Raw genomic sequence first — 15,275 nt, 5'->3', positions numbered from 1 at the left:
CTTCTTGCTTCCTTAAGGGGAGGGCTTACGCGACCGCTTCGTGCAGTCGGGCCGCCTGCTTGTCCTTCAGCGGGCCGATGACCGACAGCGACGGGCGCTGTCCCAGGATCTCGCGGGCGACCTCGCGCACGTCGTCCGGGGTGACCGACGCTATCCGGCCCAGCATGTCGTCGACGGACATCTGCTCGCCCCAGCACAGCTCGCTCTTGCCGATGCGGTTCATCAGCGCGCCGGTGTCCTCGAGGCCGAGGACGGTGGAGCCCCGCAGCTGGCCGATGGCGCGGCCGATCTCGTCGTCGGTCAGGCCGTGTTCGGCGACCTGGTCGAGTTCGTCGCGGCAGATCTTCAGCACGTCGTGGACCTGCGAGGGCCGGCAGCCGGCGTAGACGCCGAACAGGCCGCAGTCGGCGAAGCCCGAGGTGTACGAGTACACGCTGTAGGCCAGGCCGCGCTTCTCGCGGACCTCCTGGAAGAGCCGGGAGGACATGCCGCCACCGAGCGCGGTGTTGAGCACGCCGAGGGCCCAGCGGCGGTCGTCGGTGCGGGCCAGGCCCGGCATGCCGAGGACGACGTGGGCCTGTTCGGTCCTGCGGCCGACCAGCTCGACGCGGCCCGCGGTGCGCAGGGCCCGCCTGCCGTCGCGCGGGGCGATGGGGGCGGCCTCCAGGTTCTTGAGGGCGCCGGCCTTCTCGAAGGCGGCCCGGACCTGTCGTACGACCTTGGTGTGGTCGACGTTGCCCGCGGCCGCGACCACGAGGTGGGTCGGGTCGTAGTGCTTCTTGTAAAAGCGGCGGATGCGGTCGGCGGTCAGGGCGTTGACGGTGTCGACGGTGCCGAGGACCGGGCGGCCGAGGGGGTTGTCGCCGAACATGGTGTGCGCGAACAGGTCGTGCACGCAGTCGCCCGGGTCGTCCTCGGTCATGGCGATCTCTTCGAGGATGGCGCCGCGCTCGACGTTGACGTCCTCCTCGAGGATCAGGGAGCCGGTCAGCATGTCGCAGACGACGTCTATGGCGAGCGGCAGGTCGGAGTCGAGCACGCGCGCGTAGTAGCACGTGTACTCCTTCGCCGTGAACGCGTTCATCTCGCCGCCGACCGCGTCGAGGGCGGAGGAGATGTCCAGGGCGCTGCGCTGGGAGGTGCCCTTGAAGAGGAGGTGCTCCAGGTAGTGCGTGGCGCCGTTCAGGGACGGGGTCTCGTCGCGGGAGCCGACGTGCGCCCAGATGCCGAAGGTCGCGGAGCGGACCGAGGGGAGGGTCTCGGTGACGATGCGCAAGCCGCCCGGGAGGGTGGTCTTGCGGACGGTGCCGATGCCGTTCTCGCCCTTGATCAGGGTTTGGGTACGGGCGACGGCCCGCGCCTCCGAGGAGGTGCGGGCCGTCGCCGTGGAGTTGCTCGACGTCACTTGTCGGTGTCGTCCTTCTTGTCCTCGGAGCCTTCTTCGCCCTCGATCACGGGGATCAGGGAGAGCTTGCCGCGGGAGTCGATCTCGGCGATCTCGACCTGGACCTTCTGGCCCACACCGAGGACGTCCTCGACGTTCTCCACGCGCTTGCCGCCCGCGAGCTTGCGGATCTGCGAAATGTGCAGCAGACCGTCCTTGCCCGGGAGCAGCGACACGAACGCGCCGAAGGTCGTCGTCTTCACGACGGTGCCCAGGTAGCGCTCGCCGACCTCCGGCATGGTCGGGTTGGCGATGCCGTTGATCGTGGTGCGGGCGGCCTCGGCGGCCGGGCCGTCGGCGGCACCGATGTAGATGGTGCCGTCGTCCTCGATCGTGATCTCGGCGCCGGTGTCCTCCTGGATCTGGTTGATCATCTTGCCCTTGGGGCCGATGACCTCGCCGATCTTGTCCACGGGGATCTTGACGGTGATGATCCGCGGGGCGTTCGGGGACATCTCGTCCGGGGTGTCGATCGCTTCCATCATCACGTCGAGGATGTGGAGGCGGGCGTCGCGGGCCTGCTTGAGGGCCGCGGCCAGGACGGAGGCGGGGATGCCGTCCAGCTTGGTGTCGAGCTGGAGGGCGGTGACGAACTCCTTGGTGCCGGCGACCTTGAAGTCCATGTCGCCGAAGGCGTCCTCCGCACCGAGGATGTCGGTGAGCGTGACGTAGTGCGTCTCGCCGTCGATGTCCTGGGAGATCAGGCCCATGGCGATACCGGCGACGGGGGCCTTCAGCGGCACACCGGCGTTCAGCAGCGACATGGTGGAGGCGCAGACCGAGCCCATGGAGGTGGAGCCGTTGGAGCTCAGCGCCTCGGAGACCTGGCGGATCGCGTAGGGGAACTCCTCGCGGGTCGGCAGGACCGGGACCAGGGCGCGCTCGGCGAGGGCGCCGTGGCCGATCTCGCGGCGCTTCGGGGAGCCGACGCGGCCGGTCTCGCCGGTGGAGTACGGCGGGAAGTTGTAGTTGTGCATGTAGCGCTTGCGGGTCACCGGGGAGAGGGTGTCCAGCTGCTGCTCCATGCGGAGCATGTTGAGGGTGGTGACGCCCAGGATCTGGGTCTCGCCACGCTCGAACACCGCGGAGCCGTGCACGCGCGGGATGGCCTCGACCTCGGCGGCGAGCGTACGGATGTCCGTGACGCCACGGCCGTCGATGCGCTTCTTCTCCTTGATCACGCGCTCGCGGACGAGCTGCTTGGTCAGGGAGCGGTATGCGGCGGAGATCTCCTTCTCGCGGCCCTCGAACTCCGGGAGGAGCTTCTCGGCGGCGAGCGCCTTCACGCGGTCCAGCTCGGACTCGCGCTCCTGCTTGCCCGCGATGGTCAGCGCGGAGGCGAGCTCCGGGCGGACCGCGGCGGACAGCGCCTCCAGGACGTCGTCCTGGTAGTCGAGGAAGATCGGGAACTCGCCGGTGGGCTTGGCGGCCTTCGCGGCGAGGTCGGCCTGGGCCTTGCAGAGGACCTTGATGAAGGGCTTCGCGGCTTCCAGACCGGCGGCGACGACCTCCTCGGTCGGGGCCTCGGCGCCGCCCTTGACGAGCTGGATGGTCTTCTCGGTGGCCTCGGCCTCGACCATCATGATCGCGACGTCGCCGTCCTCCAGGGTGCGGCCCGCGACGACCATGTCGAAGACGGCGTCCTCGAGCTCGGAGTGCGTCGGGAAGGCGACCCACTGGCCGTTGATCAGCGCGACGCGGACGCCGCCGATCGGGCCGGAGAAGGGCAGACCGGCCAGCTGGGTGGACGCGGAGGCGGCGTTGATCGCCACGACGTCGTACAGGTGGTCGGGGTTGAGCGCCATGATGGTGGCGACGACCTGGATCTCGTTGCGCAGGCCCTTCTTGAAGGAGGGGCGCAGCGGGCGGTCGATGAGGCGGCAGGTGAGGATCGCGTCCTCGGAGGGCCGGCCCTCGCGGCGGAAGAAGCTGCCGGGGATCTTGCCGGCGGCGTACATCCGCTCCTCGACGTCCACCGTCAGGGGGAAGAAGTCGAGCTGGTCCTTGGGGTTCTTCGAGGCGGTGGTCGCCGACAGCACCATGGTGTCGTCGTCCAGGTAGGCCACGGCGGAGCCGGCGGCCTGCTTGGCGAGGCGGCCCGTCTCGAAGCGGATGGTGCGGGTGCCGAAGGAGCCGTTGTCGATGACGGCCTCGGCGTAGTGGGTCTCGTTCTCCACTAGGTGCTCTCCGTTACTTTTCGTCTGCGTATCGTCTTTTGTCCCGATCCGCCCGTGTGGCGGGGGGACGTGCGCGGAGAAGCGCTCCATCTGGTGCGGGCCGGTCTTCGATCGAAGCACCCGGGTTCGCAAGGCCCGGGGGCCACTACCGAGGACCGGCGGCGGCGAGGTGCACTTCTCCTCGTGGTACTGCGTTGTGCTACCACACTACAAAGTGGGTGTGACACTGCGCACGTTTCCGTACGTACGGCGTGCACGTACGGGGCGCGCATACGGCAAAGGGAGCGGCCCCCGATCGTTTCGGGAACCGCTCCCTTCACGGCGTCCTACTTGGCGCCCGCCGCACCGCGGCGGATGCCGAGGCGGTCGACCAGCGTACGGAAGCGCTGGATGTCCTTCTTCGCCAGGTACTGGAGAAGGCGGCGGCGCTGACCGACCAGGATCAGCAGACCACGACGGGAGTGGTGGTCGTGCTTGTGGGTCTTGAGGTGCTCGGTCAGGTCGGAGATCCGACGCGAGAGCATGGCGACCTGGACCTCGGGGGAGCCGGTGTCGCCCTCCTTCTGGCCGAACTCGGAGATGATCTGCTTCTTCGTAGCGGCGTCGAGCGACACGCGTACTCCTCGTAGTCTCTTGGGTAGCCACCGAGTGCCCCTGGTCCACTTCTCAGGGGAGCTTCCGTAACTCGGGAGGCGGGGATCCGCTGGGCGCGGCCTCCAGAGCGCGGGGCTCCGGGGGTGCGTACACAAACGGCCGTCAGCCAGGGTATCAGCCCGGCGGGAGTGCCCGGGGCCACGCCGACGTCGTAGGAAAGAAGCGGCGGCTGCCACCCGTGTGGGTGACAGCCGCCGTCAACCGGTCGGGGCGTGCGTCAGCTGGTCATGCCGCGGGCCGCCGCGTACAGGTCGAGGACCGCGAGGCACAGCGGGACGAGGGACAGCAGCACCGCGCCCTCGCTCAGGTCGAGCATGCGGCCCCAGAACGGGGTGACACCCTTGCGCGGGACGATCAGGGCGACCGCCACCAGGAGCATGGCGCCGAACGCGACCGCGGCGGAGAGCCAGACGGTGCGGATGTCCAGCGGGGCGTGGTTGTGGTTGTAGACGAGCTCTTCCATGATGTCGGCCGGCGGGTTCAGGGCGAGGCCCAGGACCAGCAGGCTGACGGTGACGATGCCCGAGATCATCAGGGTCACGACCTGGGACGTGTACAGGAAGAGCCGGGCCCGCATCAGCATGGCGAGGCCGGCCGCCAGCGACAGCAGCTGGGCCCAGCCGCTGGTGGAGAAGCCGAGCACCACGCCGGCGGAGGCGACCCCGGTGACCGCGCAGCCGCCGACGAGGCCGAGCAGCAGCTCGTGGCCGCGGCGGGCCTGGTCGGTGATGAGCTGGTAGTCGACCGGCTCCTGCTCCTGCTGGTCCTCGGCGCGGCCGCGCTTGGCGATCTGGTCGGGCGAGCGGAACCCGATGGGCAGCCGGGAGAAGCGGGCGGACCAGCCGGGCAGGAAGCCGATGACGGCGATCATGATGACGGCGGTGACGGCGGCGGTCTCGCGCGGCTCGGCCTCGGAGACGATCGCGGCGAAGGTGGCGAGAACGCCGATGCCGGCGCCGAACGCGGCGGCGATGAAGGGCGCGTCCTTCTGCGGGAGCATCAGGACGAGCAGCACGGCGGCGACGAGGACGGTGGCGAAACCGACGAGGAGGTTCAGCCGGCCGGGGCCCTCGCCCGCGTCGAGGCCCATGACGCCGGAGCCGCCCACCATCAGGTGCGGCAGCGAGGCGATGCCGAGGGCCACGGCCGCGTGGTGGTCGTCGTAGACCCGCGCGCGTACGGAGGCGAGCGCGACCAGGACGATGCCGGTGACGCCCGCGATGACCCCGGGCAGGCCGTGCATGTCGTGGCGCAGCGGCTCGGAGAACCACAGGGCCAGCGCCATCATGGTCAGCAGCAGTGCGCCGGCGGTCAGGCCGACGATCCGCATCATGCCGTCGTTCCAGCTGCGCCGGTCGGCCTCGACGACCGCGGCCACGGCGTCCACGACGTCGTCGAAGACGGCGGGCGGCAGCGAGTCCGCGAACGGCCGCAGGAGCAGCAATTCACCATCGCGTATCTGCTGTTCGGCGAGCGAGCGGCCGTCGTCGAGGACGGAGCCGTCCCTGCGCACCAGGTTGTACCCGGTGGGCGCGGCCTCCTCGGGCGTCTGTCCCGACAGCCGCAGGATCTCCGGGTATACGTCAGAGAGCGGCACGTCCTCGGGAAGTGCCACGTCGATCCGGCTGTTCGGTGCCGCCACCGTGACCCGGCAGAATCCGGTTGCTGAAACCGTACTCACCTGACGGTTCCCCCTAGTCCAGTACTCGGTGATTCGTCGCGGTTTGCCAGGGCGAAACCCGCTCCCCGCTGCGTTTGGAGCGTCACCCTACCGTCCCCTTGCGGCTTCTCCTCATCCCCTCCCGGCTCAACGGGCCCGCAGAACAGTAGGATCAACGCCCGACTCATGCGTTGGCAGAGCCCCATGAGTCGACGAACATACGGGGGCCGTCACGACGGGGGCGGTTCGACATTGCTATCGCGTGAAGGACTGGTGGATCGGTGAGCGTCGTCATCGTCAAGCGCCCGCCGCGGGTTTACCCGCCGGAGGTGCCGAATGAGGAGGTCAAGCTCGAGTCCCCTCCCGAACTGCCTCGTACCGAGGACGACAGTCTGCTGATGAACCTGCTGCCCATGCTGGGCATGGGTTCGTCGGCGGCGTTCTTCTTCATGCCGGGCGCCCAGGGCTTCATGAAGATCATGGGCGGCCTGATGATGGTGTCCACGGTCGCCATGCTGGTCGCCCAGATCGTGCGGGCCCGCAAGGGACCCTCCGGTCAGATGGCCGAGGCCCGGCGCGACTACCTCAAGTACCTGGCACAGAAGCGTCGTGAGGTGCGGCGCACGGTGCACAAGCAGCGCGACGCCCAGTACTACCTGCACCCGGCGCCGGAACAGCTGTGGGCGCTGGTCGCCGAGGGGTCCCGGCTGTGGGAACGGCGGTCCATGGACCAGGACTTCGTCCAGGTCCGCATCGGCCTCGGCCCGCAGCAGCTGGCCACCCCGCTGGTCGCCCCCGACACCGCGCCGGTGGACGAGCTGGAGCCGCTGACCGCCCACGCGATGCAGCAGTTCATCGCGAGCTACGGCACGCTCGGTGAACTCCCGCTGGCCATCGGGCTGCGCTCCTTCTACCACGTGACGATCTCCGGTGACGCCGAGACGGTCTACGGCCAGACCCGGTCCATGGTCGGCCAGTTGGCCGCGCTGCACTCGCCCGAGGACGTGGTGGTCGCGGTCGTGGCCTCGCCGGGCGCGGCGGTGGACTGGGAGTGGACCAAGTGGCTGCCGCACATGCAGCACAAGGAGTCCGACGGCGCGGGTTCCCGGCGTCTGCTCTGCTACGACCTCGGCGAGCTGGAGGAGCTGATCGCCCACCAGCTGGAGGGCCGCCCCCGCTGGAGCCGGGACGGTTCGCCGGTCCTCGACCAGCCGCACGTGGTCGTCGTCCTCGACGGCGGCGGGGTGCCCGCGGACTCGGTGCTCGCCTCGGCGGAGGGTCTGCAGGGCGTGACCATCCTCGAGGTGGTGCCCGGTGAACTCGACGAGGCGCGGGGCTCGTTGTCGATCCGGGTGTGGCCGGACGCCATGGAGCTGGAGGCGGGCACGGGTGTCTTCACCGGTGTCCCCGACGTGCTGTCGCAGGCGCAGGCCGAGTCGCTGGCCCGGCAGCTGGCGCCGCTGCGCCTCGGTGCCGCCGACGCGGACGAACCGCTGCTGGCGAACCTGGACTTCACCGACCTGATGCAGATCGGTGACGCGGCGGGCGTGGACGTCTCGCGCACCTGGCGGCCGCGCACGCTGCACGAGCGGCTGCGGGTGCCGATCGGTCTCGGCGAGAACGGCGAGCCGGTCATGCTGGACATCAAGGAGGCCTCGCAGGAGGGCATGGGCCCGCACGGTCTGTGCGTCGGCGCCACCGGTTCCGGCAAGTCGGAGCTGCTGCGCACGCTGGTGCTGGGCCTCGCGGTCACGCACTCCTCCGAGACGCTCAACTTCGTCCTCGCGGACTTCAAGGGCGGTGCCACCTTCACCGGCATGGGGTCCATGCCGCACGTCTCCGCGGTCATCACCAACCTGGCCGACGAGCTCACCCTGGTGGACCGCATGCGCGACTCCATCACCGGTGAGCTGACCCGCCGCCAGGAGCTGCTGCGGCAGGCCGGCAACTACGCCAACATCACCGACTACGAGAAGGCGCGCGCCGCCGGTGCCGCGCTCGACCCGCTGCCCTCGCTCGTCCTGATCATCGACGAGTTCAGCGAACTCCTCGCCGCCAAGCCGGACTTCATCGAGATGTTCATCCAGATCGGCCGGATCGGCCGTTCGCTGGGTGTGCACATGCTGCTCGCCTCGCAGCGACTGGAAGAAGGCAAGCTGCGCGGCCTGGACACCTTCCTGTCGTACCGCATCGGTCTGCGCACCTTCTCCGCGGCCGAGTCCCGCACCGCGATCGGTGTGCCCGACGCCTACCACCTGCCGAACGTCCCCGGCGCGGGCATCCTCAAGTACGACACCGAGACGATGGTGCAGTTCAAGGCCGCGTACGTGTCCGGCACCTACCGTGCGAACGGGCCGATGGCGCAGGGCGGCGGGCGGATCGACCGCTCCCCCGTGCTGTTCACCGCGGCGCCGGTGCCGGTGCGGATCCTCGCCGAGCCGGAGCCGGAGACCCGCAGCAACCAGGTCGACGACGCGCTCGCCGACACCGTCCTCGACGTCATCGTCAGCCGCCTGGAGGGACAGGGTCCGCCCGCCCACCAGGTGTGGCTGCCGCCGCTGGACGAGCCGTTCAGCCTCGACCAGGTGCTGCCGGCGCTGGGCGTCAGCCCGGAGCGCGGTCTGCACGCCGAGGGCTACCACGCGCAGAGCAAGCTGATCGTCCCGGTCGGCCTGGTCGACAAGCCCTTCGAGCAGCGCCGTGACGTGATGTACGCGGACCTCTCGGGTGCCGCCGGTCACGCGCTGATCGTGGGTGGCCCGCAGTCCGGCAAGTCGACGCTGGTGCGCACGATGATCACGTCGTTCGCGCTCACCCACACACCGGCCGAAGTGCAGTTCTACGCCCTCGACTTCGGCGGTGGCGGCATGCTCGCGCTGGAGAACCTGGCCCACATGGGCGGCGCGGCCTCCCGTCTGGACCAGGAGAAGGTCCGCCGTACGGTGGCGGAGGTGCACGGCATCCTCAACGCCCGTGAGGAGTTCTTCCGCTCCAAGAGCATCGACTCCATGGGCACCTTCCGCTCCCGCCGGGCGCAGGGGCACTACCCCGACCAGCAGTGGGGTGATGTCTTCCTCATCATCGACGGCTGGGCGACCTTCAAGAACGACTACGAGATGCTCGACCCGGTCATCGCGGACATCGCGACCCGCGGTCTCGGTTTCGGCATCCACCTGATCATCACCGCGACCCGGTACACCGAGATGCGGCCCGCGCTGCGCGACCAGATCCTCAGCCGGCTCGAACTGCGCCTCGGTGACGCGATGGAGTCGGAGTTCGACCGCAAGCGGGCCGAGAACGTGCCGATGGGCAAGCCCGGCCGCGGTCTGTCGCCGGACAAGCTGGACTACCTCGCCGCCACGCCCCGCATCGACGGGTCGACGCAGGTGGAGGACCTGGCCGACGGCATGGCGAACCTCGTGCAGAGCGTCAACAGCGCCTGGCAGGGCCCGACGGCCCCCAAGGTGCGGATGCTGCCGACGATGCTGCACGCGTCCGAGCTGCCCGGTGGCGGCGACTTCGGCAGCCGCGGTATCGCGGTCGGCGTCGACGAGCTCACCCTCTCGCCGGTCTTCGTGGACTTCGAGACCGACCCGCTGTTCGTCATCTACGGCGAGAGCGAGTCCGGCAAGTCCTCGCTGCTGCGGTTCATGGCCAAGCAGATCGCGGAGCGGTACCAGCCCAACAAGGCGCTGTTCGTGGTCTCGGACTTCCGGCGCGCCCTGCTCGGCCAGGTGCCCGAGAGCCACATGTACAAGTACTGCGCCTCGGGTCCGCAGCTCCAGGAGGTCATGGAGTCGCTGGCCGGCTCGATGAGCCGCCGTATGCCGGGCCCGGACGTGACGCCGGACCAGCTGCGCAACCGGTCCTGGTACAACGAGCCCGACGCGTTCATCTTCATCGACGACTACGACCTCGTCGCCACGTCGATGGGCAACCCGATGTCCGTGCTCATGGAGTACCTGCCGTTCGCGCGTGACCTCGGTCTGCGGATCATCCTGGCCCGCACCACCTCCGGTGCCTCGCGCTCCTCCTTCGAGCCGGTCCTCACCCGGATCAAGGAACTCGGCGCGCAGGGCATCGTGCTGTCCGGCGACCCGTCGGAGGGCCCGGTGTTCAACAACATCAAGGCCACTCCGCAGCCGCAGGGCCGAGGCCAGTTCATCTCCCGCCGGACGAGCGGCCAGCTCGTGCAGACGGGTTACCTGCCGGAGAGCTGAGCCTGCTCTGGTGAGGGGGCGGGCCGTGTCTGCGGTCCGCCCCTCTTTGTTGTTGTGAAGATTCTTGTCGAACGGGGAGAGAAGTCGTGACGGACTACTTCAAGACCGACACCGCCGAACTGGGGCGCTTCAGAAAGACGTTGGAGGACGCGAAGGCGGAACTCGACAACGTCCGCAAGTGGATGCAGGACGTCACCGCGGAGGGCATCGGCACCAAGGAGCTGGACGCCGCCTGTGCCGACTTCCACGAGCACTGGAAGTACGGCTCCGAGCAGATCGCCGAGCTGACCGGGAAGTTCGCGGACAGCGTGGGCCAGAGCAAGGCCAACTACGACGAGGTCGACCACGCCCTCGAAGAGGGCTTCCGCAAGGCGGCGGCGCAGGGAGGCGGCAAGTGAGCTCCTATCCTTCGCTGGGCTTCGACCCGGCACCGGGCAACGTCACGGTCGTGTCGGAACTGACGTCCCGGCTCCAGAAGTCCGCGCAGACCATCTCCGACGCCCACAAGATGATCGAGAACCTGCGGTCGGGCGGCGACTGGGAGGGGGACGCGGCGGTCGCCTTCCGGGAGCAGCTCGACGGGGCGCTCCCGACGAACCTGAAGAACGCCCACTCCTCCATCACCAGGGCGGCGACCGCGCTGGCCGACTGGCAGAAGGCGCTCGACGGCTACCAGCAGCGGGCCAGGGCGCTCGACGGGGACGCCAAGGACGCCAAGGGGAAGATCGAGACGGCGGAGGGACAGGAGAAGTCGGCTGCCGCGAACCCCGATCTCAAGCTGGCGGGCAGGACGTTCACCGATGACGCCGAGCTGAGGAACGCGCAGGCGCGGCTGGACAAGGCGACCGAGGAGCTCACCAAGGCGCGCGAGGCGGTGACCAACGCCAGGACCGCCTACAGCGACGTCATCAGGAAGGCGCAGGAGCTCCAGGAGGAGCACGGCACCGACGCCCGCGGCAAGGCGCGCGTGCTGCGGGACTCCACGGACAAGCTGGCGCCCGAGGAGCCGAACTGGTTCGAGAAGGCCATGGACTGGGTCGGCGACAACCTCACCGACATCCTCGGCACGATCGCGGCCATCGCGGGCCTCGCGGCGCTGTTCTTCGCCGTGCCGGTCGGCCCCATCCTCCTGCTGGTCGCGGCGGCGGCGAGCGCGGCGACGCTGATCAGCCGGTTGTCGAACCCGGTGGTGCGGGCGTCCCTCAAGGACGGCTTCACCAAGGGGGAGTTCGACGCGGACTTCTGGAGCAACGCGGTGGGCGTGGTCGGCGACAGCCTCGGCATGGTGCCGGGCATCGGTGCCGTCGCACGCGGGGTCAACGGTGCGGCGCGGTCGGCGAGCGCCGGTGCGGAGGCGCTCACCCTGGGCGAGAAGCTGAGCAGTGCGGGCGGCAAGACCTGGCTGGCGGCCCAGCGCATCCACGCCGCCGAGAACCCGCTGACCACCTGGCTGGTGAAGGGCGCCACCGATCCGTCCGCGGCGGCGAAGATCGTCGATGTCTCGGTCTCCGGCGCGGGTGCGCTCACCGGGACGTACGGCGTGGCCAAGAACCTGTGGGACGAGATCAAGAACCCCGTCGCGGAGAACGCGGCGACCGGGGCGGACGGGGTCCGGGCCAGCAGCTTCGACGGGGCCGGCCATGGTGCCACCGCTCTGAAGACGCTGAAGATCCTGTTCGGCGCGACGCACTGAAGGAGTGGAACTCATGACCGACGACACGGACGAGTTCGAGTACGCCATCGACGAGTCGGCCATGGAGCGCGGCTGCGACCTGTGGTTCGCGCTCGCGCCCGGCTATGTGGAGGTCCCCTTCCGCGACCTGTTCGCCGATCCGGAGTCTCCGGAGGGCGCGAGGGTGGTCGAGGCCGTCAACTCCCTTCTGGAGCTGGTTCCTCCGGAGCAGCAGTCCGGCTTCCTGGAGCAGCTGGCCGAGGCCCGGGCCCTGACCTCGGAGATGCGGCGGGAAGGCGTGGTGAGCTTCGCCATCGGCGCGCACGAAGGGGACGACGGCACGATGCTGGAATCGGTCGTGCTGCTGGCCCGGCGCGAGATCCCGTGGACTCCGCGCAAGCTGGCGGCGGCGCAGGCGGTGACCGCGCGGAGCAACGCGCTGCCGGTCTCCGTGGCGGACCTGCCCTGCGGGCCCGGCGCGTTCACCGAGTCCCTGGTGGAGCTGCCCCCTCAGGCCGACGCCCGGCAGCGTTCCCTGTACGAGGCGACCGCGTACCTGCCGTTCCCGGACGGGCGCAACCTCGCGATCCTCACCCTGACGACGACGGCCGTGGACGCTCGCGAGCACTACCGTGACGTCCACCGCGCCATGACGGAGATGGTGAGCTTCGACAATCCGCTCCCCGAGGAGTTCAAGGCCCAGATCCCCGCATCCGAGGTCGAGGCGTCCGTGCGCGCGGTCTTCGGCTGACTCCGAGGGAGTGAAACGCAGTGGACGTTCCCCTGACGAAGACGGCCTGGGAGGACCCGGCCACCCGGTCGGCCTGGCGCCGTACGGCCACGTTCCGGCTCAGTGCCTTCGTGCTCTCGCTGGTGTCCTTCGTGGCCTGGCTGTACGCGGTGCTCCTGACACCGGTATGGACGCTCTGGATCCTCTTCCCGGCCCTGTTCGTGCTCATCTACCTGGCCATGCTCAACACGGCGAGGGTCCTGGGCATCCGATCGCTGCGCCGGATCCTGAAGGTCTACCCCTGGCAGTCCGTCCCGGGAGCCGCCTCGATCGCGAAGAACGGCACCACCCGCTTCTCCTTCACGGACCCCGAACGCCCGGACAAGACCGTCTCCCTCGGTTACGGCAGCTTCCTGGGCAGCGGTCGCACGTTCTGGGTCCGCAAGGTCAGGTCCGGCGAGGTCGGCGAGGTCTGGTTCGCCGGCGACCCCCGTTTCCTGGGCGTCGTCGCCGTACCGGGCCCGCGTCGGCTGTTCGGTGTCGCTCAGCGCACGGCGGTGGACGACCGGATGTCGGCCCGCACCCGGGGCGTCAGCCCCGAGGCACGGGAGCGGGCCAGGGCCGCGGGGGCGCGGGTCGGTTGAGGGGCTGAGCAGTCGTGAGTACGGCGGTGGCGGCGCCCGGAGAGGGTGCCGCCACCGCCGTACGCGTGCCGTCTGTCAGAGCCGTGTGTCCAGGAGCTTGCGCAGGGGCGGCGAGAGCTCGTGCACGGGGGCTCCGGCGGCCTGGGCCCGGGTCAGCTCGTCGAGGTAGCGGCGGGCCTCGCCGGACAACTCCCGCTGGCGTCTGCCGAGACGGTGACCGGCGATCCAGGTCCAGATGCCGAGCGCGATGAGCAGGACAGACGCGTACGCCGCGGGCAGGTCCTGGACCACGGCGTAGCCGATACCGACGGCTCCCGCGACGACGAGGATCCCGCCCGCCTCGTCGTGCCAGCCGCCCTGGTCGGCGATCCGCTCGTACTCCTCGACCTCCGGGGGCTTGGGCGGTGGAGCGACGGCAGTGGAACGGCCCCCGGCCGGTGCCTCGTACGACGGCAGCGGGGCCATGTCCAGCGCCGCGCCGCCCCGGCCGGTCAGCCAGGCGGGCACGAACGACACGGGGGCGCCGTGCGCGCGTGCCGCCGCGAGGACGTGCCGGTATCCCTCCAGGAAGGGGTGGCGGAGCCTGCGCCTGCCCTGGAGGTTGACCTGGACGAAGGCGGCGAGGGCCAGGACCAGGACGACGGCCGGGGGTGTGACGGCGACCGCCATGTCGTCCGGCTCGCCGGAAGCGGCCCACACCAGCCACACGATCCCGACCGCGGTGGCCAGGGAGCCGGCCCGGACCAGTCCACCGCGCGAGAGCCGGCGCAGGGCCGCCTCGTGCTCGGCGAGGGTCCGCCCGACCGTCTCGTCGTCGAAATAGTCGTAGCCGTAGGTTCTGCCGACGTCCCGTACGGCGGTGGCGAGCCGGGGGTCCGCGGACAGTGCGCGGGCGCCGACGGGGAGGAGGCCCGTCGCGTTGTCGTTCATGATGCGATCCTCAGCTGTCCGGACGTCATCCGAAGACGGAGTCGCCCGGCCCGCGCACCGTGCGGGTGCAGGGGGCGACGACCTCGACGACGAGCCGCTGCCGGCCGTGGATGACGGTGGCGTTGACGCGGTGGCCCGTGCCGCTGTCCGCGGCCAGGGACACGCTCTCCCCCGGTGTGCCGGCCAGCTTGAGCCAGCCCTGGCTCTGGAAGGTCTCGTCGAGCCGCCCCACGGCGACCGCGAGCTGCGCGTCCTCGACCCCGTCGATCTGCCAGAGGTGGCGGGCCGTGCACACCGTCGTCAGCCCCTTGGACCAGCAGTCGGCGCAGGTCACCGAGGACACCACGTTGCCCTCGTCCATCCGGCCGCGGACGCCGAGACCGTCCAGGACCCGGCTGGAGAAGGAGTAGAGCTCCTGGACCACGGCCGGGTCGGGCGCCACGTCCGGGACCGGCTGGGCCCGGGAGAGCGCGGCCTCCATCTCGGCCTGCTCCTCCGTCGCCCAGTCCAGGGTCCGCACGATCGTCGCGAAGAGCTCCGAGTAGAAGTCCCAGTCCTCCATGCAGGGCGTGGAGAGCTCGAACGCCAGCAGGTCTGCGTTGTTCGGCAGCGGGATGTAGACCTGGATCTGGCCGCGCGGCACCTCCAGGGGCTCCCCCGTGGGCGAGGCCTCGGCGGTGAGGGTGAAGGGGGCCTGGCCGATCCGTACGACGGCCTCGGAGTCGCCCTTGCCGGAGGGCAGGGTGCTGAGGCGGACGTCGTCGTCGGGGTAGGCCCGCCGGAGGCCGCTGAGGGCCTCCGACAGGACGTCCTCGGCGGTGATGTCGTGCAGCGGCATGCGGTAGACGGCGACGGTGGCGGTGCTGGGGCGGCCGTCGAAGTCCAGGTTGCAGAAGCCCGCGTACACGGCTCCGGCGTTGCGCAGGTCGTCGATGAGGCCGGCGTAGGTGACGAACATGCGGAACCGGTCCTGGTCGGTGCCGCCCGGCATGACCTTGTGGACCGTCTCGTAGAGCTGCTCGGCGGCCTCTTCGGCGTCGTCCGTGCCCAGCGGGAGTTCGTGGAAGAACGGCGGGACCACCCAGCCGACGTGCAGCGCGAACGGCTCCGTGGCCGGAGCGGCGGTGGTGAGTTCGCTCATGGT

Annotated in this window: 11 protein-coding genes; 5 read left to right on the top strand and 6 right to left on the bottom strand. The window is 70.0% G+C overall.

Annotated features, from left to right (window positions below; all coding sequences use genetic code 11):
- Window positions 1-25: 25 nt before the first annotated feature.
- The 4 genes from AC2XR2_RS32425 to eccD form a co-directional block, all read right to left on the bottom strand.
- Complete coding sequence (locus AC2XR2_RS32425) at window positions 26-1,405, bottom strand: M16 family metallopeptidase (RefSeq protein WP_491516972.1); 1,380 nt, start codon at window positions 1,403-1,405, stop codon at window positions 26-28.
- Complete coding sequence (locus tag AC2XR2_RS32420) at window positions 1,402-3,621, bottom strand: polyribonucleotide nucleotidyltransferase (RefSeq protein WP_330264062.1); 2,220 nt, start codon at window positions 3,619-3,621, stop codon at window positions 1,402-1,404. Before AC2XR2_RS32420 ends, AC2XR2_RS32425 begins: the two co-directional genes overlap by 4 nt.
- A 326-nt stretch (window positions 3,622-3,947) precedes the next feature.
- On the bottom strand, window positions 3,948-4,235 hold the full coding sequence (rpsO, locus tag AC2XR2_RS32415; protein WP_028802543.1) for a 30S ribosomal protein S15: 288 nt from the start codon (window positions 4,233-4,235) through the stop codon (window positions 3,948-3,950).
- A gap of 257 nt (window positions 4,236-4,492) precedes the next feature.
- The gene (eccD, locus tag AC2XR2_RS32410) at window positions 4,493-5,956 is read right to left on the bottom strand and encodes a type VII secretion integral membrane protein EccD (protein ID WP_491516971.1); all 1,464 of its coding nucleotides are present in this window, start codon (window positions 5,954-5,956) and stop codon (window positions 4,493-4,495) included.
- 260 nt (window positions 5,957-6,216) lie between these two features.
- Between eccD and eccCa the strand changes: the two genes are divergently transcribed.
- The 5 genes from eccCa (at window position 6,217) to AC2XR2_RS32385 (ending at window position 13,201) form a co-directional block, all read left to right on the top strand.
- On the top strand, window positions 6,217-10,155 hold the full coding sequence (eccCa, locus tag AC2XR2_RS32405) for a type VII secretion protein EccCa (protein ID WP_381304715.1): 3,939 nt from the start codon (window positions 6,217-6,219) through the stop codon (window positions 10,153-10,155).
- An 86-nt stretch (window positions 10,156-10,241) separates the two neighbouring features.
- On the top strand, window positions 10,242-10,553 hold the full coding sequence (locus AC2XR2_RS32400) for a DUF6317 family protein (protein ID WP_381304712.1): 312 nt from the start codon (window positions 10,242-10,244) through the stop codon (window positions 10,551-10,553).
- Window positions 10,550-11,848, top strand: a complete 1,299-nt coding sequence (locus AC2XR2_RS32395) for a hypothetical protein (protein ID WP_491516970.1) — start codon at window positions 10,550-10,552, stop codon at window positions 11,846-11,848. Before AC2XR2_RS32400 ends, AC2XR2_RS32395 begins: the two co-directional genes overlap by 4 nt.
- A gap of 13 nt (window positions 11,849-11,861) precedes the next feature.
- The gene (locus tag AC2XR2_RS32390; RefSeq protein ID WP_491516969.1) at window positions 11,862-12,578 is read left to right on the top strand and encodes a hypothetical protein; all 717 of its coding nucleotides are present in this window, start codon (window positions 11,862-11,864) and stop codon (window positions 12,576-12,578) included.
- A gap of 20 nt (window positions 12,579-12,598) precedes the next feature.
- Window positions 12,599-13,201, top strand: coding sequence for a hypothetical protein (locus AC2XR2_RS32385; protein WP_449353409.1), 603 nt, complete (start codon window positions 12,599-12,601; stop codon window positions 13,199-13,201).
- Window positions 13,202-13,276: 75 nt separating this feature from the next.
- On the opposite strand, the gene AC2XR2_RS32380 is transcribed toward AC2XR2_RS32385, so the two are convergent.
- Window positions 13,277-14,131: a hypothetical protein gene (locus AC2XR2_RS32380; protein ID WP_491516968.1), complete on the bottom strand. Its 855-nt coding sequence runs from the start codon at window positions 14,129-14,131 to the stop codon at window positions 13,277-13,279.
- Window positions 14,132-14,156: 25 nt separating this feature from the next.
- Window positions 14,157-15,272, bottom strand: coding sequence for a hypothetical protein (locus AC2XR2_RS32375; protein WP_491516967.1), 1,116 nt, complete (start codon window positions 15,270-15,272; stop codon window positions 14,157-14,159).
- Between the last annotated feature and the right edge of the window lie 3 nt (window positions 15,273-15,275).

The sequence above is a fragment of the Streptomyces sp. LS-MS-L19 genome, from assembly GCF_058382285.1.
Note: the sequence above shows the minus strand (reverse complement) of the source record. Positions and strands in the feature narration are given on the sequence as shown.

Bases quoted from the DNA above. Each gene is read 5' to 3' on its own strand.
- AC2XR2_RS32390 (WP_491516969.1), top strand. From the start codon at position 11,862: ATGACCGACGACACGGACGAGTTCGAGTACGCCATCGACGAGTCGGCC.
- AC2XR2_RS32380 (WP_491516968.1), bottom strand. From the start codon at position 14,131: ATGAACGACAACGCGACGGGCCTCCTCCCCGTCGGCGCCCGCGCACTG.
- AC2XR2_RS32375 (WP_491516967.1), bottom strand. From the start codon at position 15,272: ATGAGCGAACTCACCACCGCCGCTCCGGCCACGGAGCCGTTCGCGCTG.